This window comes from Achromobacter denitrificans NBRC 15125 (assembly GCF_001571365.1).
Lineage (GTDB): Bacteria > Pseudomonadota > Gammaproteobacteria > Burkholderiales > Burkholderiaceae_B > Achromobacter > Achromobacter denitrificans.
Genome location: NZ_BCTQ01000017.1, coordinates 26764 through 46636, shown reverse-complemented (window position 1 = coordinate 46636; position 19873 = coordinate 26764). Strand labels below are relative to the sequence as shown.

The 19873-nt window shown below is 67.6% G+C and carries 17 protein-coding genes; 14 read left to right on the top strand and 3 right to left on the bottom strand.

The annotated features are described in order from the left end of the window. The first annotated feature begins 14 nt into the window (after nt 1-14). The 6 genes from ADE01S_RS15660 (at nt 15) to ADE01S_RS15635 (ending at nt 7574) form a co-directional block, all read left to right on the top strand. Nucleotides 15-998, top strand: coding sequence for a Bug family tripartite tricarboxylate transporter substrate binding protein (locus ADE01S_RS15660; RefSeq protein ID WP_062682649.1), 984 nt, complete (start codon nt 15-17; stop codon nt 996-998). Nucleotides 999-1132: 134 nt separating this feature from the next. Further along, nucleotides 1133-2128, top strand: coding sequence for a Dyp-type peroxidase (locus ADE01S_RS15655; RefSeq protein ID WP_062682648.1), 996 nt, complete (start codon nt 1133-1135; stop codon nt 2126-2128). A gap of 128 nt (nt 2129-2256) precedes the next feature. After that, nucleotides 2257-4044, top strand: coding sequence for an acyl-CoA dehydrogenase family protein (locus ADE01S_RS15650; RefSeq protein WP_062682647.1), 1788 nt, complete (start codon nt 2257-2259; stop codon nt 4042-4044). Between the two features lie 29 nt (nt 4045-4073). After that, nucleotides 4074-5951: an acyl-CoA synthetase gene (locus ADE01S_RS15645; protein ID WP_062682646.1), complete on the top strand. Its 1878-nt coding sequence runs from the start codon at nt 4074-4076 to the stop codon at nt 5949-5951. Between the two features lie 9 nt (nt 5952-5960). Next, nucleotides 5961-6758: an enoyl-CoA hydratase gene (locus tag ADE01S_RS15640; RefSeq protein WP_062682645.1), complete on the top strand. Its 798-nt coding sequence runs from the start codon at nt 5961-5963 to the stop codon at nt 6756-6758. 27 nt (nt 6759-6785) lie between these two features. Further along, entirely contained in the window at nt 6786-7574 is a 789-nt protein-coding gene (locus tag ADE01S_RS15635; protein WP_062682644.1) for a crotonase/enoyl-CoA hydratase family protein, read from the top strand. Here ADE01S_RS15635 and ADE01S_RS15630 read toward each other — a convergent pair. Beyond that, nucleotides 7571-8698 (bottom strand): PAS domain-containing sensor histidine kinase, encoded by a 1128-nt coding sequence (locus ADE01S_RS15630; RefSeq protein WP_062682643.1) that lies wholly within the window; start codon nt 8696-8698, stop codon nt 7571-7573. The genes ADE01S_RS15635 and ADE01S_RS15630 overlap by 4 nt on opposite strands. A 152-nt stretch (nt 8699-8850) precedes the next feature. Between ADE01S_RS15630 and ADE01S_RS15625 the strand changes: the two genes are divergently transcribed. The 3 genes from ADE01S_RS15625 to fhuE all read left to right on the top strand — a co-directional run bounded on the left by ADE01S_RS15625 (nt 8851) and on the right by fhuE (nt 12911). After that, entirely contained in the window at nt 8851-9828 is a 978-nt protein-coding gene (locus ADE01S_RS15625) for a Bug family tripartite tricarboxylate transporter substrate binding protein (RefSeq protein ID WP_062682642.1), read from the top strand. A 16-nt stretch (nt 9829-9844) separates the two neighbouring features. Next, nucleotides 9845-10471 (top strand): response regulator, encoded by a 627-nt coding sequence (locus tag ADE01S_RS15620; protein WP_062682641.1) that lies wholly within the window; start codon nt 9845-9847, stop codon nt 10469-10471. Nucleotides 10472-10715: 244 nt separating this feature from the next. After that, nucleotides 10716-12911, top strand: a complete 2196-nt coding sequence (fhuE, locus tag ADE01S_RS15615) for a ferric-rhodotorulic acid/ferric-coprogen receptor FhuE (RefSeq protein WP_062682640.1) — start codon at nt 10716-10718, stop codon at nt 12909-12911. A 24-nt stretch (nt 12912-12935) separates the two neighbouring features. On the opposite strand, the gene ADE01S_RS15610 is transcribed toward fhuE, so the two are convergent. Beyond that, nucleotides 12936-13742: a bestrophin-like domain gene (locus ADE01S_RS15610; RefSeq protein WP_228468629.1), complete on the bottom strand. Its 807-nt coding sequence runs from the start codon at nt 13740-13742 to the stop codon at nt 12936-12938. Between the two features lie 143 nt (nt 13743-13885). Between ADE01S_RS15610 and ADE01S_RS15605 the strand changes: the two genes are divergently transcribed. The 3 genes from ADE01S_RS15605 (at nt 13886) to ADE01S_RS15595 (ending at nt 17814) form a co-directional block, all read left to right on the top strand. Continuing rightward, nucleotides 13886-14935, top strand: coding sequence for an NADP(H)-dependent aldo-keto reductase (locus tag ADE01S_RS15605; RefSeq protein ID WP_062682638.1), 1050 nt, complete (start codon nt 13886-13888; stop codon nt 14933-14935). A gap of 159 nt (nt 14936-15094) precedes the next feature. Further along, a complete protein-coding gene (locus tag ADE01S_RS15600) occupies nt 15095-15526 on the top strand; it encodes a YciI family protein (protein WP_062682637.1) in 432 nt (143 codons plus the stop codon). Between the two features lie 110 nt (nt 15527-15636). Then, nucleotides 15637-17814 carry a TonB-dependent siderophore receptor gene (locus ADE01S_RS15595; protein WP_062682636.1) on the top strand — a complete coding sequence of 726 codons (2178 nt, stop codon included), beginning with the start codon at nt 15637-15639 and terminating at the stop codon, nt 17812-17814. Here the strand turns inward: ADE01S_RS15595 and ADE01S_RS15590 are convergent. Further along, entirely contained in the window at nt 17804-18622 is an 819-nt protein-coding gene (locus ADE01S_RS15590; protein WP_062682635.1) for a metallophosphoesterase, read from the bottom strand. The two genes, ADE01S_RS15595 and ADE01S_RS15590, sit on opposite strands and share 11 nt — an antisense overlap. A gap of 125 nt (nt 18623-18747) precedes the next feature. Here ADE01S_RS15590 and ADE01S_RS15585 point away from each other — a divergent pair, with 125 nt between their 5' ends. Continuing rightward, nucleotides 18748-19167 carry a lysozyme inhibitor LprI family protein gene (locus tag ADE01S_RS15585; RefSeq protein ID WP_062682634.1) on the top strand — a complete coding sequence of 140 codons (420 nt, stop codon included), beginning with the start codon at nt 18748-18750 and terminating at the stop codon, nt 19165-19167. Nucleotides 19168-19190: 23 nt separating this feature from the next. Beyond that, nucleotides 19191-19820 carry a DNA-3-methyladenine glycosylase I gene (locus ADE01S_RS15580; RefSeq protein WP_062682726.1) on the top strand — a complete coding sequence of 210 codons (630 nt, stop codon included), beginning with the start codon at nt 19191-19193 and terminating at the stop codon, nt 19818-19820. Nucleotides 19821-19873: the final 53 nt, after the last annotated feature.

Here is a 19873-nt window from a genome sequence, read left to right as displayed (position 1 = left end):
CAAGGAGACATCCCATGCAATTTCCCGCAATCGCCAAGCTGCTGACCCTGGCGGCCCTGGCGGCCGGCAGCGCGTTCGCGCACGCCGATTCCGCTTATCCCGAACGCCCGATACGGATGATCATCCCCTACGCGCCCGGCGGTTCGCTCGATCCGATCGGCCGCGTGCTCGGCGAGGAGCTGGCGCGCCGCCTGAAGCAGCCGGTCGTCGTGGAGAACGTCGCCGGCGCGAACGGCATGCTGGGCGGCAACCGCGTGGCGAAGGCCGCTCCCGACGGCTACACCTTGCTGATCGGCATCACGTCGAACGTGTCTCTCGCGCCGCTGGTGACTCCCGAGGCGCAATACCAGGCATCGGATTTTGATGCGATCGGGATGGTGGGCACGAGCGGATTGGTCCTCGTGGCGCGGCCGGACCTGCCCGCGGCCGACATGGCCGGCGTGCTCGCGCTGGCCAGGCAGAAGCCGGGCGGCCTTTCCTACGGCATCCCCGGCAGCGGCTCCCTCTATCACCTGGCGATGGAGGCGATCAAATCGGACACGCAAACCAATATCGTGGCCGTGCCGTACCGCGGAGCGGGACAGGCCAGCATCGACGTGATGGGAGGACAGATCGACGTGGCGCTGCTCGGCCTGCCGGCGATGCTGCCGCATATCGCCTCGCAAAAAATGAAGGCGCTGGCTGTGATGAGCAAGCAGCGGGATGTCGGCGACAAGAGTATTCCGTCAGCCTCCGAAACCGCGGGCCTGGAAGGGATCGACTACACGATCTGGACGGGAGTGTTCGCGCCCAAGGGCACGCCGGAGCCCGTGCGCCAGCGGCTGCACGAGGAACTCCAGGCCATCCTGCGGCAGCCGGAGGTGATCGAGAACTACCGCAAGATGGGCGTCGAGGTCGCGCCCGCCCAGACGATGGCGGAGTTCGCGGCGTTCATCGCCAGCCAGACGGACAAGCTCAAGAGCGACATCGCGCGCACGAAGTTCAATCCGGGTTCCTGAACGCGGCTTGCGCGGGGGGCGCCGGCGGGTCCCGGCCCCGGTCCTCGCGGAGTTCACATGCTGCGGATCCACGCTTAGAATCGGAGCAACCGCCATTTCCGCGCCCCGCGCCCGCTTTAGAGGTTCCTGCTCCGATGTCCGATACTCCGCCCCTCTCCCAAGCCGTCCACAACTCCACCACCCGCCACGCGATCTTCATGGTCGCGACCCTCAATGCCGGCGCGGCCGCGGCCGAGACGGTGCGCGGATGGTGCGAGGACGTCGCCGCCCTGGTGCGCACCGTGGGCACGCGAGCGCCCGAGCAAAACCTCTCCTGTGTCTGTGCGTTCGGCTCCAGCGCCTGGGACACGCTGTTCGGCGCGCCGCGTCCGGCCGCGCTGCATCCCTTCCGGGAATTCGGCTCGGGCGACCGGGTCGCCGTCGCCACCCCGGGCGACCTGCTGCTGCATATCCGCGCGGATTCGATGGACCTCTGTTTCGAGCTGGCGACGCTGCTGCGCAACCGGCTGGGCGACGCCGTGACGGTGGTGGATGAAGTCCACGGCTTCCGCTACTTCGACCGCCGCGCCATCATCGGCTTCGTCGACGGCACCGAGAATCCGGAAGGGCGCGAGGCGGTCGATTTCACGGTGATCGGCGACGAGGACGCCGGCTTCGCGGGCGGCAGCTACGTGCTGGTGCAGAAGTACCTGCACGACATGACCGCATGGAATTCGCTGACGGTCGAAAGCCAGGAGGGCATCATCGGCCGCCACAAGGTGTCCAACGTCGAACTCGACGACGACATCAAGCCGTCCTCGTCCCACAGTTCCCTCACCACGCTTGAGGAGAACGGCGAGGAGGTCAAGATCCTGCGCGACAACATGCCGTTCGGGCGGGCAGGGTCCGGCGAGTTCGGCACCTATTTCATCGGCTACGCCCGCTCGCCCGCGCCGATCGAGCAGATGCTCGAAAACATGTTCGTCGGCCGGCCCGCCGGCAACTACGACCGCCTGCTGGACTACAGCCGCGCGGTCACGGGCGGCCTGTTCTTCGTGCCCTCGGCCGACCTCCTGGAATCGCTCGCCTCGCGCGAGCCGGCCGCGAGCGAAGCCGCCGTCGCGCCGTCGCCGGCGGGGTCCGCGGCATAGGGCATAGCACGTCGCCGATGCCGGCGCTATCGGAATTCGCTGACAGCCATATCGGCCAACGCTGACATTACGCCGGCCGGACGTCCGTTGCACACTGGCGCATACCGAGTCAGGAGCGGCAGGACGATATGAAAGACGGGCTTTACACGGCGCCTCAGCGCGATATGCAGTTTGCGCTTTACGAGGTCCTCGATGTCGAAACGGAACTGGGCCGGCGCGCCGGCGGCGCGCCCATGGACCGCGAGACCCTGGACCAGATCCTGGAAGGCGCGGACCGCCTGTGCCACGGCGTGCTGGCGCCGCTGAACGCCAGCGGCGACCGCGAGGGCTGCCGCCTGGAAGGCCACGAGGTGCGCACGCCGGCCGGCTTCGGCCAGGCCTACCGGGCCTACACTGAGGGCGGCTGGTCGGGCCTGTGCGCCAGCGAGGAGCACGGCGGCCAGGCGCTGCCCACCGTGGCCTCGGCCATCGTGGGCGAGATGCTGGGCGGATCGAATATCTCGTTCGCGCTCTACCCGCGGCTGTCCGAAGGCGCCTACCGCTGCATCCGCGCCAACGCCACTCCCGAACTTCAGGCCGTGTACGGCCCCAAGCTGGCCAGCGGCGAGTGGACGGGCACGATGTGCCTGACCGAGGCGCAGGCGGGCACCGATCTGGGCCTGTTGCGCACCAAGGCCGTCCCCGACGGCGACGGCGCCTACCGCATCAGCGGCGGCAAGATCTTCATTTCCTCGGGCGAGCACGATCTGGCGCCCAACATCGTGCACATGGTGCTGGCGCGCCTGCCGGACGCGCCGGCCGGCACGCGCGGCATCTCGCTGTTCCTGGTGCCCAAGTTCCTGCCCGACGCCGAAGGCCGGCCGGGCGAGCGCAACGGCGTCTACTGCGATGCCATCGAGCACAAGCTGGGGCTGCACGCCAACGCAACTTGCGTGCTGCGCTTCGAGCAGGCCCGGGGCTACCTGGTGGGCGAGGCCAACAAGGGCCTGGCCGCGATGTTCGTCATGATGAATTCCGCGCGGCTGGGCACAGGCGCGCAGGCCCTGGGGCTGACCGAGACCGCCTTGCAGAAATCGCTGGCCTACGCCGCCGAGCGTCTGCAATCGCGCGCGCCGGGGCAGGAGAGGGCGGTCACGCGGGCCGATCCCATCCTGCTGCAGCCGGACGTGCGGCGCATGTTGCTCACGCAGCAGGCCTGGGCGCAGGGCGCGCGCATGTTCCTGTACTGGCTGGCCTTGCAGATCGACGCCGAGCAGCATGCGTCGGACCCGGCCGAGCGCGACCGCGCGGGCGGCCTGCTGAGCCTGCTGACGCCGGTGGCCAAGGCCTTCGTGTCCGACAACGCCGTCGAGTCGGTGAACCTGGCGATGCAGGTCCATGGCGGCAGCGGCTACATCGTCGAATCCGGCATCGAGCAGACGCTGCGCGACGTGCGCATCCTGCCGATCTACGAGGGCACCAACGGGGTGCAGGCGCACGATCTGCTGGCCCGCAAGGTGCTGGCCGACGAAGGCGGCAGGCTGGGGCAGCTGCTGACGCTGGCGCGGGCGCAGGCCGATGCGGTCGAAGCGGCCGGGGCGGGGGCGGAGTTCGGCGCGCCCCTGCGCGAGCTGGCCGGCCGCATCGAGGAGGCGGTGCCTCGCCTGGCGGCGCTGGCCGCCGGCGACCCGGCGCAGGTCGGGGCGTCGTCCACCGATTTCCTGCGCATCGTGGGCCACCTGGTCTACGGCTACTTCTGGAGCCGCGCCGCCCAGGCCGCCTGGACCCGGCTGCCCGAGGGCGATCCCCTGCGCGCCGAAAAGCTGGCCACGGCGCGCTTCTATTTCGAACATCTGTTTCCCGAAACCGAGATGCGCCTGCGGCGGCTGTTCGTGCCGGCCGAGCGCTACACCAATCCGTGCGCGCTCGCCGTGTGAGGCGGGCGCGCACCGCGTAAGAAGAAGATATGGAGACACCTCAATACTGGGTCCGCGCCGACCTGTCCACGGCCGAACGCATCCGCGCCTTCGAAGCGACGCCGCTTGCGGCGCGCGGCCTGCCCGACAGCACCTACGCGTTCCTGGCGCGCAGCTGCCGCCAGGCGCCGCAGGCCACGGCGATCCGCTATCTGCGCGATCCGTCCTGCCGCGATGCGCCGGAGGACGTCAGCTTCGGTCGCCTGCTGGAGCGCATCCACCAGACGGCCAACCTGGTGCGCGGAGAAGGCCTGGGCGCGGACGACGTGGTCAGCCTGCTGCTGCCCAATACCCCCCAGGCGCAATACGCGCTGTGGGGCGGCCAGGCGGCGGCCGTGGTCAATCCGATCAACTGGATGCTGGAAGCCGAGGCCATCGCGGCCATCGTGCGCGCCGCCGGCGCCCGCATGCTGATGGCCTACGGCGGGGATCCGGAGATCGAGATCTGGGACAAGGTCCTGCGCGTGGCCGAGCTCTGTCCGCAACTCCAGACCATCGTGAGGCTGGGGGGCGACCGCGGGGGCGCGGCGCCGGCCGGCGCGCGCTTCCTGGATTACGACGCCGTCATCGATGGCTATCGCGGCGACGCGCTGGACTTCGAACGCGATTTCCAGCCCGGCGACCTGGCCTCGCTGTTCCCCACCGGGGGCACGACGGGCGCGCCGAAGCTGGTGCGGCACAGCCACTGGAACGAGGTGGTCAGCGCCTGGCTGAGCGCGGCCGTGGCGGGCATCGTCGAAGGCGAAAGCCGCCTGTCGGCGACGCCGCTCTACCACGTGGTGGGCGCCTTCGCCGGCTCGCTGGCCACGCTGGCGCGCGGCGGCACCCTGGTGCTGGCGACCTCGGTGGGCTGGAAGCACCCGCAGTTGCTGCCGCAGATCTGGAAGGTCGTGGAGGCCTGCCGGGTGAACTACCTGACCATCGTGCCCACGATCATGAACCAACTGGTGCAGATGCCGATCGGCGGCCATGACATTTCCTGCGTCAAGGGCGTGCTGTCCGGCTCGGCGCCGCTGTCGGAAAACGTGGCGCGCCGCTTCCTGGCGATGACCGGCCTGGCGGTGCGCGAAGGCTACGGGCTGACCGAGACCACGTCGGTCTGCATGATGAACCCCAAGGGCGGCGAAGTGAAGACCGGTTCGGTCGGCCTGCTGTTCCCCTACCACCGCGCCCGCGTGGTGGCGCTGGACCGCCGCGCCGGCGCGCGCGATTGCGCGCCCGGAGAATCCGGGGTGCTTGCCTTGTCCGGCCCCACGGTATTCAGCAGCTACGCGGCCGGCGGGCAGGAGGGCTTCCTGGAACCGGGATGGCTGGATACGGGCGACCTCGCGCGGATCGACGAGGACGGCTACCTCTGGATCACCGGACGGACGAAGGACCTGATCATCCGCAGCGGGCACAATATCGATCCCAAGGCGGTGGAGGAAGCCTTCTACCGCCATCCCCAGGTCCTGGAAGCGGCCGTGGTGGCGCGCCCCGACAGCTATGCGGGCGAAGTGCCCGTGGCCTACGTGCAGCTGGTGGCGGGGGCCGACATCGACGCGGCCCGGCTGCTGGACGAGGTGCGGCCCGCGATCTCGGAACGCGCGGCCGTGCCCAAGGACTGCTACATCATGGCCGGCCTGCCCAAGTCGCCGGTCGGCAAGATCCTCAAGAACCGCCTGCGCGAGGACGCCACGCTGCGCGGTTTCGACAAGGCCCTGCGCGCCGCCGGCATCGAATCGGGCTATACGCTGGCGCTGGAGCCCGGCGAGCCCGTGCGCATCCGCCTGGACGGCGCGCAGCCCGATGCGCAGCGCGTGCGCGATGCGCTCGCCAGCTTCACCGCCGCCTATCTGATCGTAACGGCCGACCCGGCCTCTGTGTAGGAGATCGTCATGTCTTATGAACTCATCCGCGTCGAGCGCCTCGGCCCGGTCTGCCGCATCTACCTGAACCGTCCGGAGGTGCGCAACGCCCAGGACCGCAGCCTGCTGCGCGAGCTGGACGGCGCCCTGCGCGAGGCCGAGGCCGACGAGGCGATTCGCGTGGTGATCATCGGCGCCGTGGGCGACCATTTCTCGGCCGGCCACGACCTGAAGTCGGCGCGGGTGGAGCGCCCCAATCCCACCGTGGAGCAACGCTGGAACTACGAAGAGGAGCACTTCCTCGAATACTGCCTGCGCCTGCACGACCTGAAGAAGCCGACCATCGCGCAGGTGCAGGGCGCCTGCATCGCCGGCGGCTACATGGTCGCCAATATGTGCGACCTCATCGTCTGCGCCGACAACGCCTTCTTCTCGGATCCGGTGGCCCATTCGATGGGGACGGCCAGCCTGGAAGTGCTGATCCATCCCTGGGTGATGGGCATGCGCAAGGCCAAGGAACTGATCTTCACGGGCGCGCGCCTGCCGGCGGCCGAGGCCCTGCAGATCGGCATGATCAACCGCGTGGTTCCCGTCGCGGAACTGGAGCAGGCGACGCTGGAGCTGGCCAACACCATCGCCGCCGCGCCGCCTTACGGCTTGCGGTTCACCAAGCGGTCCTTGAACCGGACCTGGGACGCGCAGGGCTTCCGGGCGGCCATCCACGCCCATTTCGACCTGCACCAGCTTTCCCACGTGACGGAGGAGTTCCAGGAACACCTGAAGCGCGGGCTGGATTCGACCATCAAGCGGGCCAAGGGCCTGGCCTGAACCCGCCGCGAGCACAAGGAGACAGACATGGAAGAGAGTAGGAAGATTGGTGAAGTGCGCATGGAGCGCGATGGCGCCATCTGCGTCATCAAGGTCGACAACGTGGCGAAGAAGAACGCGTTCTCGCCCGAGATGATGGAGCAGCTCGCCCAGCACCTGACGCGCTTCGAAGAGGACGACAGCCTGTGGGTGGCGGTGCTGTGCGCCGAAGGCGAGCACACCACGGCGGGCCTGGACATGCCGAAGTTCTTCGGCCCGACCGCCACCGCCCGCCCGCGGCCGGACGCCTGGGTGGACCCGTTCGGCTTGAAGCGGCGCACCACCAAGCCGGTGATCGCCGTGGTGCAGGGAATCACGTACACCATCGGCATCGAGATCATGCTGGCCTGCGACATCGTGGTGGCCGCCGACACGGCGCGTTTCGGCCAGCTGGAATCGCGCCGGGGCATCGCGCCGCTGGGCGGCGCGCACTTCCGCTACCTGACCCGCACGGGCTGGGGCAACGCCATGTACCACCTGTTCCTGTGCGAGGAATTCGGCGCGCAGCGCGCGCTGGAGCTGGGCTTCGTGCAGGAAGTCGTGCCCTGCGGCCAGCAGCTGGACCGGGCGCTGGACCTGGCGCGCCGCATCTGCCGCAACGCGCCGCTGGGCATCCGCGCCACCAAGGAAGCCGCGCTGAAATACCTGGAAGGCGGCGAGCAGGCCGCGATCGCCTGCATTCCGCAGATCCGGGAAAAAGTCTTCGCCTCCGAAGACTTCAAGGAAGGCATCCAGTCCTTCATCGAGCGGCGCGAAGCCCGCTTCCAGGGGCGCTAGGGAACCGCCGAGGCGCCGTCCGGGCTCGGGCGCCCGGGGGCCGGGATCCTGACCGTGAGCAGGGTGCCGCCGCCGGCGGCCGGCTCCACCGACAGGGTGCCGCCCATGCGGCGGGCCCGTTCGCGCATCCCCAGCAATCCATAGGCGCCGGGGCGCTGGCCGTTGTCCGCCATGCCCAGGCCGTTATCGCGCACCGACAGCAGCACTTCATCGCCGTCGCGCCCCAGCCGCACCCAGACCTCGCTGGCCTGCGCGTGCTTGGCAACGTTGGTCAGGCTTTCCTGGAAGATGCGGTACAGGTGGCCCGTGGCGTCCATGTCCAGGCCCAGCTCGCCCGCCTCCGGCTCGTGGCGGCAGGCCACGCCGTAGCGCGCCTCGAACTGCCGCAGATGGTTGGCGATGGCCGCGGGCAAGCCCAGGTGCGGCAGGGCGCTGGGATGCAGATCCTCGGAAATCTGCCGGACCGTGGCGATGGTGTCCTGCACCAGCCCCAGGCATTCGGCCACCTGCCGTTCCAGGTGGGCGCGGGGATCGCGGTGGGCGTCTCCGGGCAGGGTCTTGCCGATGTTGCGGGCCAGGCGGGAGATGTCGAACTTCAAGGCGGACAGCATGCCGCCCACGGCGTCGTGCAGTTCCATGGCGATGCGCTGCCGCTCGGCTTCGCGCACGGATTCGATGTGGCTGACCAGCTCCGCCAGCGCCGCCTTCGACTGCTGCAATTCCTCTTGCCGCTGCAGGCGCAGCGTGGCGTCGATGCCGACGCCGATCACCGCGGGCTGGCCGCGGAAATCGATCAGCCGGCCATGGATCTCGATCGCCCGCGCCTGCCCGTCGGGCAATTGCAGGTGCACGGTGAAGGTGGAGTCCTTGTCGCTGCCGGCCAGGCGCCGTTCGTATTGCCGCATCAGCGAGTCGCGCTGCTGCGGCGGCGCCACCCTGGCCAGCGGGCGGCCGATCAGTTTTTCGCGGGGCACGCCGCAAAGCCGCGCGAACGCCTCGTTCACGTAGATCAGGTGGTCGTGCTGCAGCAGGTAGATGCCGGCCACGGACTGTTCGATCAGGCCCTCGAACAGCAGGCGGTAGTTGGGGTCTTCGCGGCTCAGCGGCCAGCGGAATTCTTGCATGAGAGGCGCGGCGTAGGAAAACGATGACAGGACAATCGGCTAATTCCGACAGATCGATGGGCAAGCCTCTATTTACACTGTCCACACACTAAAGGACCCCAAGGTTGCGTGTCAATCCGAGGGGCACGGAGCAGGGCACTTGGAGACAGACTGTGCATAGACGTTCTTTCATGAAAATTGGCGGCGCCGCGTCGGTGGCCGCGCTGGGCCTGCCGTTCGGCGTGCGCGCGGCGGGGGGCTTTCCCGAAAAACCCATCCGCGTGATGGTCGGCTTCTCGGCGGGCGGCGTGACGGACATCGTGGTGCGCGCCCTGGCCGAGAGCGCCTCGTCGGTGTTCGGCCAGCCCATCATCGTCGAGAACAAGCTGGGCGCGGGCGGCGTCATGCCCGCCTACCAGCTGCAGAACGCCACGCCCGACGGCTACACCGTCGGCCTGATCGCGCACAGCGTTTTCCGCCTGCCCTACATCTCCAACATCAAGTGGGACCCGGCCGCCGACCTGGACTACATCATCCGTCTCACCGGCTTCACCTGGGGCCTGGTGGTGGCGGCCGATTCGCCCATCAAGACCTTCGAGGACTACGTCGCCTATGCCCGCAAGAACCCGGGCAAGATGACCTACGGCACCGTGGGCAGCCTGACCACGCAGCACCTCACGATGGAGCAGATCTCCGCCAGCCTGGGGCTGCAGCTGACCAACGTGCCGTACAAGGGCGTGGCGGAAGCGCTGCCGGCGCTCATGGGCGGGCACATCATGTCGGTGGCCGACGCGTCGTCCTGGGTGCCTTACGTGACGTCCGGGAAAATGCGGCTGCTGGTGGTCTGGACCGAAAAGCGCGTGCCGCGCTTTCCGGACGTGCCGACCCTGCGCGAAGTGGGCATCGACATGGTGCAGACCTCGCCCTGGGGCCTCGCCGCGCCCAAGGGCACACCGCCCGAGGCCATCCGCCGCCTGCACGACGGCTTCAAGGAGGCCATGGCGCAAAAGCCCTTCCAGGACGCGCTCGCGAACTATGATATGGAACAGCAGTACATGGATGGAACCGCGTACCGGCAGTTCGCGCGCGAATCCATCGACAAGGAAAACCGCATTCTCGCGTCCCTCAACGTTCCCCGCGGCGGGCAATAGCGCCGCCGCCAGCCCCATGATCCGTGTCCTGATTGTCGATGACCACACCATTTTCCGCGACGGCCTGAAACGGCTGCTCGCGGAGGAAGACGATATCAGCGTCACGGGCGAGACCGCCGATGCGTCCGAGGCCCTGAGCCTGCTGCGCGCCAACAGCTACGACGTCGTCTTGCTGGACGTCAACCTGAGGGGGCGCAGCGGCCTGGACGTGCTGCCGTCCATCCGCGCGGAATGGCCGCGGCTGCCCATCATCGTGCTCAGCATGTATCCCGCCGAGCAATACGCCCTGCGCGCCTTCGAAGTGGGCGCCAGCGGCTACGTGGCCAAGGACATGGACTCCAAGGTCCTGGTGCTGTCCATCCGCCAGGCCGCGGCCGGCGGACGCTACTTCCCGGCCGAGCTCTCCGGCGACGCGGTCTCCGCCATCGCGCGCGGGGAAGTGCTGCACGACAAGCTCTCGCCGCGCGAATACCAGATCATGATGCTGATCGTGCAGGGCATGCGCCTCACCGACATCGCCACCCAGCTCATCGTCAGCGTCAAGACCATCAGCACCTATCGCCAGCGCATCCTGCAGAAGCTCAAGGCGGGCAGCAACGCCGAACTGGTGCAGTACGTCATCCGGCACGGCCTGATCGACTGAGGCGGCGGCGCGGCGCGTTTCGCACGCGCCGCCGCGCCGCCAAGCCGTTCCGGCGCTGAAGGCCAAGTACGCAGGGTGTGGGCGGGCCCCCCGGGGCTTGCCATCCCCTCTGCGCCATGTCGATCTTCAAGGAAAACAGGGACGTACGTTGCCGTTGTTTTTACAACAATAAGAAAACACATGAGAATCATTTGCATTAAACTTTCTGCCGATTTGATGATTCAAAACGGGAAAGGAAGCCAACATGCAAGATCCACGGCCTGCCGGCCGCCGACTTTTCGTCGGCCGCCGTTTCGCGCTTCGGCGCACGCCCGCCCTGGCGTTGATGGCGCTGGCCTGCGGCGCGGCCGCCGCGCAGGAGGGCAATGTCGCCACGCTGCCCACGGTGCAGGTAGTGGGCGACACCGACATCGCCACCACCGAAGGCACCGGCTCCTACACGCCGCGGGCCACCGCCGCCAGCACCGGCCTGTCGCTCACGTTGCGGGAAACGCCGCAGTCCGTCACGGTGGTCACGCGCCAGCGCATGGAAGACGAGAACATGCTCTCGCTGGTCGACGTCATGGCCAGCACGCCGGGCATCTCGGTGCAGAACTACGACAGCGAGCGCTATTCGTTCAACTCGCGCGGGTTCAGCATCAGCAACTACATGTATGACGGCGTCCCCACGAGCTTCGACATCGGCTATGCCGCGGGCGAATCGGCGCTGGATCCCATCATCTACGACCGCGTCGAAGTCGTGCGCGGCGCCACGGGCCTGATGTCGGGCACCGGCAATCCCTCGGCCTCCATCAACCTGGTGCGCAAGCACGCCATCAGCCGCGAGTTCACGGCCGACATGAGCGTCAGCGCCGGCACCTGGGATACCTACCGCGGGACGCTGGACCTGTCCACGCCGCTGTCGGCCAACGGCAACGTGCGCGGCCGGATCGTGTCGGCCTACCAGGACAACCATTCCTACCTGGACGGCTACCAGAACCGCAAGAAGATCTTCTACGGCGTGGTGGATGCCGACCTTACCTCGCGCACCACGCTGAGCGTGGGCTTCAACTACCAGGACAACGAGCCGAAGCGCAGCAACTGGGGCGGCTTTCCGCTGTGGTACACCGACGGCGGCCGCACGGACTGGGCCCGGTCGCTGAACACCGGCGCGGACTGGACCTCGTGGGGCAGCACGACGCAGGGCGCGTTCGCCAGCCTGGAACACCGTTTCGACAGTGGCTGGACCGTGCAGGCCGTGGGCTCGCACTCCAAGAACGAGATGGACGCGAAGCTGCTCTACCTGTACGACTGGCCCGACCGCAACACCGGCCTGGGCATGGGCGCCTCGCCCGCCTGGTACCTGGGCGACCGCAAGCAGAACAGTGTGGACCTCAAGGCCTCGGGGCCGTTCACCTTGTTTGGCCGCCGCCACGAGGCGGTGGTGGGCGCGAGCTTCAACCGCCAGTACGCCGACTTCGATTACCGCTCGGCCATTTCGCCGGCGTCCGTGGGCAATTTCCTGGATTGGGACGGCTCCTATCCGGAGCCCGAATGGAACGACGCGTCCGTCAGCGCCACGCGCTACACCACCAAGCAGACCGGCTGGTACGGCGCGCTGCGCCTGAACCTGGCGGATCCGCTCAAGCTCATCGTGGGCGGCCGCTACAGCACCTGGAAGACGGATTCCACGGGCTTCGGCGGCGGCGATCGCCAGGCGTTCGACAAGAGCGAGTTCATTCCGTATGCCGGCCTGCTGTACGACATCAATGAGAACTACACCGCCTACGTCAGCTACACCGGCATCTTCAACCCGCAGAGTTTCCAGGACCGCAACGGCAATTGGCTGGATCCGCTCGAAGGCAAATCCTACGAGGCCGGCATCAAGGGCGAATTCCTGGAAGGCCGGCTCAATGCCAGCGTCGCCGTGTTCCAGGTGGACCAGGACAACGTGGCCCAGGAGGATCCGGGCCATATGGTGCCCGGCACCATCAACCCGGCCTACACCGCGGCCCAGGGCACCCGCAGCCGCGGCTTCGACCTGGAGGTCTCGGGCGAGTTGACGCCGGGCTGGAACCTGGCCGCCGGCTGGTCGCACTGGACCGCGAGCGATGGCGAGGGCAACGCCATCCAGACCGACCAGCCGCGCAGCCTGGTGCGGCTGTTCACCACCTACCAGCTGCCGGGCGAGTGGAACCGCCTGACCGTGGGCGGCGGCGTGAACTGGCAAAGCCATGTGTACAGCATCGCCAGCGGCCCGAACGGCAACGAACGCGTGGGGCAGGGCAGCTACGCCATCACCAACCTGATGGCGCGCTACCGCTTCAACCGCAATCTGAGCGCGCAGCTCAACGTCAATAATCTGTTCGACCGCAAGTACTACAGCCAGATCGGTTTCTACAGCCAGGGCGCCTGGGCCGCGGGCCGCAGCGCCATGCTGACGATGCGCTACCAGTACTGAGGCGGGCGGGGCAGGGGGCGGGCCCTAGCGCTCCTGCTCCAGCGTGGCTTTCATCCGCTGCATGCTTTCCTGGCTGACCATGATGACGCCGGAGGCGGGCTGGTCGACGTCCAGGATGAAAGTCAGCACCAGCGCGATCAGCGTGGCGAACAGCCCCGTCGAGATGAACCGCCTGCGCTTTTGCAGGCCGGTACCGTAGGCGATGTACGCCATGGCGCCCGAGGTGACGATGAAGAGCAGGTAGAACACGGGCTCGGGCACGTGGTTCTCCAGCGCGACCCGGCGCTTTTCGTTGACCTGGGCCATCTCGTTGATGGCCTGGATGAACATGATGCTGGAGATGGACGGCGGGGATTCCAGCACGCTGGCCGCCGTGGAGCGGATCTCGCGTTCGATGCGGCGCGAGGTGGCGCCCGCGGTGGCCAGGCGGACGCTGTCGTTGTCGGCGTCGTGGAAATCCAGCGCCGTGGTCACGTATTCCAGCAGCAGCGCGGCGATCGGGTCGCGGGCGGCGGGAGGCAGCAATTGCGATCGCCAGTAGGCGTTGCCGATGGCGTTGGCTTCCTCCAGCACCAGGTTCTTGCGCGCCTCGAAGCGCGTGACCGACATCGCGAAGGTGAACCCCAGCAACAGCGCCAGCAGGCCGAGCAGGGCGGTCTGCAGCCCGCCGATGTGGGTCTTGGCGGCCTCGTCCGAGGCCCGGCGCTGCCTGCGGCCGAGGCGGAAGCCGAGCTCGATGATCGCCAGGAAGACGACGACGCAGATGAAAAAGATATAGGTCTCGTCGATTTCCCGCAGCACGTCGGTTTCCCAGGGTCGGTCGGGAGTCAAGCGTATGCCGATTCGATCGGCGTCGGCAAGGGCGGCTTACCCGGATCCCGGCGGCGGCGGGCCGCCTTTGCCGGCATGCGCCTGTAAGGAATCTTGGAGTAAGGTGTCGGCTTCCTTGTAAGCGATCCCGCACGGAGCAGAACTTGAAATACCGCAAACTCGGCCGCACCGACCTGGATGTCAGCCTGATCGGCCTGGGCACCATGACCTGGGGCGAACAGAACACCGAAGCCCAGGCGCACGAGCAACTCGACTACGCGCTGGAGCGCGGCATCAACCTGGTCGATGTCGCCGAGATGTATCCGGTGCCGCCCAAGCCGGAAACCCAGGGCCTGACCGAGACCTATATCGGCACCTGGCTCGCGCGCAGCAAGCGTCGCCATGACATCGTGCTGGCCAGCAAGGTGGCGGGCCCGGTGCGCGACGCCAAGCGTCCCGGCCACATCCGCGACGGCAAGACCTTCCTGGACCGCAAGAACCTGACCGCGGCCCTGGACGCCAGCCTGAAGCGCCTGCAGACGGACTACCTGGACCTGTACCAGCTGCACTGGCCCGACCGCAGCACCGCCACCTTCGGCAAGCTCGCGTACCCCTGGGTGAAGGACGAGCACACCGTGCCGATCGAGGAAACGCTGGAAGTGCTGCAGGACTTCGTGCGCGCCGGCAAGGTGCGCCACGTCGGCGTGTCCAACGAGACGCCCTGGGGCGTGGGCCAGTTCCTGCGGTTCGCCGAGCACAAGGGCCTGCCGCGCATCGCGTCGATCCAGAACCCCTATAGCCTGCTGAACCGCGTGTTCGAGATCGGCCTGTCGGAATTCACCCATCACGAAGACGTGGGCCTGCTGGCCTATTCGCCGCTGGCGATGGGCATGCTCTGCGGCAAGTACCTGGATGGCGCCCGCCCGGCCGGCGCCCGTCTCACGCTCTACACGCGCTTCACCCGCTACAGCAACGAGCAGGCCGAGGCCGCCACGCGCCAATACGTCGAACTGGCCCGCGCGCACGGCATCTCGCCCACCCACCTGGCCCTGGCCTGGGTGAACCAGCGTCCCTTCGTGACCAGCAACCTGATCGGCGCCACCACGCTGGAGCAGCTGAAGGAGAACATCGACAGCGTGGACGTGACCCTGTCGGCCGAGGTGCTGGAGGCCATCGACAAGATCCACGCCCGCCAGCCGAATCCGGCGCCGTGATGCGCTGATCCTCGTTCGCCGAGGCAGCCAGGACCCATGACGCTCCCCGGGGCGTCATGTTTTTTTTCACACTTTTTTTGCAACCGTTGTCGATTTCGCCTGGCGCGGTTCGTCGTGGGGATGGAGCATGCAAGTTCCACCATCCACGAGGAGACCGAGATGCGATTCATGGTTCAAGTCAGGGCTACCGCCGATAGCGAAGCGGGGGTGATGCCCACCGAGCAGTTGCTGGCCGACATGGGGCGATTCAACGAGGAGCTGTTGAAGGCGGGGGTGATGCTGGCGGGCGACGGCCTGAAACCGAGTTCCAAGGGGGCGCGGGTGCACTTTTCGGGCAGCAGCCGGCAGGTGATAGACGGCCCCTTCGCCGAAACCAAGGAATTGATCGCCGGCTACTGGATCTGGCAGTGCGCGTCCCTGCAAGAGGCGATCGAATGGGCCAAGCGCTGTCCCAACCCGATGCCGGGCCCGTCCGATATCGAAATCCGCCCGCTGTACGAGATGGAGGATTTTGGCGAGGAGTTCACGCCGGAGCTGCGCGACCAGGAGAAACGGATGCGCGATCAGCTGGAGAAAGCGTCCAAGCCGTGATCGCGGGGCCAGAGCGGGATGGGGAAGTTCGCAGCTGATAATATAATTGCGAATCAGTCCTATTTATAAAACTCCCCCATTCCTTCCCCTCCCGCTCTGGAGAATTCAACGTGGTCCGTCCCGCTTCCGCCAGGAAGAGCCGCGCGCGCAAGCAAGCGCGGCATGCCGTTGCGCCGTATGCCCTCGCCCTGACCCTGGGCATCGTCCATTCCGCGGGCGCTCATGCCCAGTCCGCCGCGGCGCCGCCGGGGGAGACGCAAGGTGTGGCCCAGTTGCCCGCCGTGACCGTCAACGCGACCTCGGTGGACGACACGCTGGAGCATCTGTCGGCGCCCGTGAATACCGGCGCGCTGGGCAACCGCAGCCAGCTGGAGACGCCATTCTCCACCACCGTGGTTACCGCCGCGGATATCGAGGAGCGGCAGGTCAATAAGCTGGGCGACGTGTTCGCGCTGGATGCCTCCGTGACCGACAACAGCGCGTCGTACGGCGCCTGGGCCAGCTATCTGAGCGTGCGCGGGCTGCCGCTGGACTGGCAGAACTCGTACCGCATCGACGGCAAGCCGTTCCTGAGCTACGTCACGACCCTGCCGTACGACCATTTCGAGCAGATCGACCTGCTCAAGGGGGCCTCGGGTTTCATGTACGGTTTCGGCTCGCCGGGCGGCCTGATCAACTACGTCACCAAGAAGCCCACCGATGAGCCGGTGCGCAGCATCGAGCTGGGCTACGTGTCCAAGGGGCTGCTGCGCGAGCACGCGGACCTGGGCGGCCGCGTGGGAGAGGGCGGCCGCTTCGGCTACCGGCTCAACGCGACGCATGACGAAGGCAATACCTACAACGGCGGTTCGCTCTACCAGGATTCGGTCTCGCTGGCGCTGGACGCGCGCCTGACCGACAGGCTGACCTGGGATTTCCAGTCCATCTACCAGGATCGCAAGGCGATCCGCCAGGAGCCCACGATCTACGCGGGCGCGATGGCGGGCACCGAACTGCCGTCGCCGGTGCGCAACGACGACGGCACGATGGTGGGCGAAGGCCCCTACGCCGACAACAAATTCCGCTTCTATTCGACCGGGCTGAAGTATCGGCTGTCCGACGACTGGACGCTGCGCACCGACTACAGCTACAGCTCCACGCGCACCCGGCGCAATGAATCGGTGCTGTTCCTGCAGAACCAGGCGGGCGATTACGACGATTACCGCTCGGACTACGGCGAAGCCTATGCCTACAACCAGTGGCAGGGCATGGTGGAAGGCCGGTTCGCCACCGGGCCGCTGAAGCACCAGGTGGTGGCGGGCGCGTCGTGGCAGAAGCAGAAGAACGACTACAGCGCCAACGGTGTGTACCAGCTCCAGGGCACCGGCAACCTGCGGTCGCAGAACACCAACACCTACTACAGCCAGGGCAGCCTGGACCTGTACCGCGCGGCCGAGATCACGCAGAAGGCGCTGTTCGCCAGCGATACCATCGACCTGACCGGCGGCTGGTCGGTGCTGGGCGGCGTGCGCTACACGGACTACGAACAGGTCGGCTTCGACGCCACCGGCGCGCGCGCTTCTCGCTACGACAAGAATGGGGTGCTCACGCCGACGGTGGCGCTGATGTACAACGTCACGCCGCAGACCATGGCCTACGCGAGCTACATCGAATCGCTGGAGCCGGGTTCGTCGGTCGGCAATACCTACGCGAACTTCGGCGCGCTGCTCGATCCGCTCAAGAGCAAGCAGTACGAGCTGGGCCTCAAGACGAACCAGGACGGCTGGGCGGCGACCGCGGCGCTGTTCCGCATCGAGAAGAAGGCCGAGTACGCCAACGCGTCCAATGAACTGGTGCAGGATGGGAAGTCGATCTACCAGGGCCTGGAGCTGGGCGCTTCCACGCGCATCGGCACGAACTGGAACGTGGGCGGCAGCGTGATGTTCCTGGACACCGAATACAAGCAGGGCTCCGCCTTCACGGGCAACCGGGTCGCCGGCGCGCCCAAGTTCGTGGCCGCGGCCCAGGTCGCCTACGCGGTGCCGCAACTGCCGGGCCTGAAGCTGCGCGCCGACGTGAAGTACACCGGCAGCGCCATGCTGGGCGCATCCAACCAGGTGCAGGTGGACGACTACGCCATCGTCAACATCGGCGCTACGTACGACACGCGGATCTACGGTTACGACACCACGTTCCGGGCCGGCATCAACAACCTGGCGAACAAGCGCTATTGGCTGTACCAGTCCTCGGATTACGTGAAGGCCGGCGATCCGCGCACCTACGGCCTGACCGCCAGCCTCAAGTTCTAGGCGCGGCCAGGTCCCAGACGCGTTCGGGCGCGAAGGCTTCCTGCTCGCCCTTCTTGGCGTAGCCCAGCGGATTGGCGATCACCCGGCAGCCGTCGCGCACGTAGTCCTGCGGGCAGTGCAGGTGCCCGTGGATCCAGCAGTCGGCCAAGGGCAGCAGGCGGTCCAGCGCGTTGCAGAACCCCGCGGTGCCCGGGGTCACGCCGTAGCGCGGATCCGCGCTGGCCAGCGTGGGCGCGAAGTGGGTGATCGCCACCGTCGGGCCGTCGAACGGTTCGCGCAGGGCGGCCTCCAGCCACGCCTGGCAGGCCAGCCCCTGCTCGCGCATCTGCTCGGCCATGAAAGGCGCGCCATCGCGGCGCATCTCGGCCTTTTCCAGGTAGAAGTCGGCCGCGCGGAACGCCTTGGCGCGCTTTTTCATGACCTCGCCCAAGGGGTCGTTGTCGGCGGCCAGGGCGTCGAAGTCGGTCCAGAGCGTGGTGCCGACCAGGCGCGTGCCGCCGACGACCAGCGTTTCGCGTTCCAGCCAGTGGATGTCCAGGTCGCGGCACAGCGCGCGCAGGCGTTCGTGGGTTTCGTCGAAATCCAGGTTGTCGTACTCGTGGTTGCCCGGCACGTACACCACCGGCACGGGCCAGCCGTTGCGCGGCGAGTAGCTGCCCAGGCCGAAGTCGGGGCGTTCCAGGCGGGACCCCCGCCGGTACGAGCCGATGTCTCCCGCCAGCACCAGCAGCTCGGCGCCGGGGGCGGGGCGCGCCAGGAAGTCGGGGTCGGTTTCGAGATGCAGATCGGAGAGCAATTGGATTTTCATCCCCCAATGTTAGGCGACGCCGGCCCCGCCAGCGGAACCCCGGCCATCCATGAGACACTTTCCCCATCTACCGGAACCCCGCAGCAGCGGGCGCCCGGACCGCGCAGACCCACAGGAGGAAACCCATGCGTATCGCAATCACGGCCGCGGCCGTACTTGCGCTGGCGGCCGCCGCCCACGCGCAGCCGCTGCCGCGGCCGCTGGACTGCGGCAAGGCGGCCACGCAGACGGACATGAGCCTGTGCGCCGACCAGGCGTACCGCAAGTCCGACGCCGATCTGAACGCCGCCTACCAGGAAGTGAACGCGCGCCTGAAGGACGACAAGACCGCCGCCACCCAGTTCCACGCCGCGCAGCGGGCCTGGCTCTTCTTCCGCGACGCGGAGTGCGCCTTCGCCTCGACCGGCACCTCGGGCGGCAGCGCCTATCCGATGGCCCTGAGCACCTGCCTGGACAAGCTGACCCAGGCGCGCACCAAGGAACTGCGCGCGTACCTCAAGTGCGAGGAAGGCGACCTGACCTGCCCCGTGCCGGGCAAACGCTAGGAATCATCGTGGAGGACGAAGGCATGGGGGGCGCCGCTTCCGGCTTGATCACCGATGGCGCGGGCGTGGCGCGCTGCTTCTGGCAGCCGTCCATGCCCGACTATCACGATCACGAATGGGGGCGTCCGGTGGCGGACGACCGCAGGCTGTACGAAAAAATCTGCCTGGAGGGTTTCCAGGCAGGCATGGCCTGGATCACGATCCTGCGCAAGCGCGAGGCTTTCCGCGCCGCGTTCGACGATTTCGATTTCGAGCGGGTCGCCCGTTATACCGAGCGCGACGTGGAACGCCTCATGGCCGACCCGGGCATCGTGCGCAACCGCAACAAGATCGTGTCCGCGATCAACAATGCCCGGCGCGCGCGCGAGCTGGCCGAGGAAACGGGCTCGCTGGCGGGCTGGCTGTGGAAGCATGAGCCGGCGCCGCGGGAGCGGCCGTCCGCGGTGGACCTGGACTACTGGAACAACAATCCCACCTCGGCCGCTTCGGTCGCCCTGTCGCGCGCCCTCAAGCAGCGCGGCTGGACTTTCGTGGGGCCGACGACGCTGCACGCCTTCATGCAGGCGGTGGGCATGGTCAACGACCACCTCGACGGCTGCGTCTGCCGCGAAACCGTCGAGCGGGCCCGGGCGGACTTCAAGCGGCCGTCCTGAGGCGCCCGCGGCCACCGTGAGCGGCTTGCACGGCGGGGCTTGAATTGGTTGCG

What these genes read in the sequence shown, in the direction of transcription:
- ADE01S_RS15630 (WP_062682643.1), bottom strand. Translation starts at nt 8,698, where the DNA reads ATGCAAGAATTCCGCTGGCCGCTGAGCCGCGAAGACCCCAACTACCGC.
- ADE01S_RS15590 (WP_062682635.1), bottom strand. Translation starts at nt 18,622, where the DNA reads ATGAAAATCCAATTGCTCTCCGATCTGCATCTCGAAACCGACCCCGAC.
- fhuE (WP_062682640.1), top strand. Translation starts at nt 10,716, where the DNA reads ATGCAAGATCCACGGCCTGCCGGCCGCCGACTTTTCGTCGGCCGCCGT.
- ADE01S_RS15635 (WP_062682644.1), top strand. Translation starts at nt 6,786, where the DNA reads ATGGAAGAGAGTAGGAAGATTGGTGAAGTGCGCATGGAGCGCGATGGC.
- ADE01S_RS15585 (WP_062682634.1), top strand. Translation starts at nt 18,748, where the DNA reads ATGCGTATCGCAATCACGGCCGCGGCCGTACTTGCGCTGGCGGCCGCC.
- ADE01S_RS15580 (WP_062682726.1), top strand. Translation starts at nt 19,191, where the DNA reads ATGGGGGGCGCCGCTTCCGGCTTGATCACCGATGGCGCGGGCGTGGCG.
- ADE01S_RS15655 (WP_062682648.1), top strand. Translation starts at nt 1,133, where the DNA reads ATGTCCGATACTCCGCCCCTCTCCCAAGCCGTCCACAACTCCACCACC.
- ADE01S_RS15660 (WP_062682649.1), top strand. Translation starts at nt 15, where the DNA reads ATGCAATTTCCCGCAATCGCCAAGCTGCTGACCCTGGCGGCCCTGGCG.
- ADE01S_RS15645 (WP_062682646.1), top strand. Translation starts at nt 4,074, where the DNA reads ATGGAGACACCTCAATACTGGGTCCGCGCCGACCTGTCCACGGCCGAA.
- ADE01S_RS15620 (WP_062682641.1), top strand. Translation starts at nt 9,845, where the DNA reads ATGATCCGTGTCCTGATTGTCGATGACCACACCATTTTCCGCGACGGC.
- ADE01S_RS15640 (WP_062682645.1), top strand. Translation starts at nt 5,961, where the DNA reads ATGTCTTATGAACTCATCCGCGTCGAGCGCCTCGGCCCGGTCTGCCGC.
- ADE01S_RS15600 (WP_062682637.1), top strand. Translation starts at nt 15,095, where the DNA reads ATGCGATTCATGGTTCAAGTCAGGGCTACCGCCGATAGCGAAGCGGGG.
- ADE01S_RS15650 (WP_062682647.1), top strand. Translation starts at nt 2,257, where the DNA reads ATGAAAGACGGGCTTTACACGGCGCCTCAGCGCGATATGCAGTTTGCG.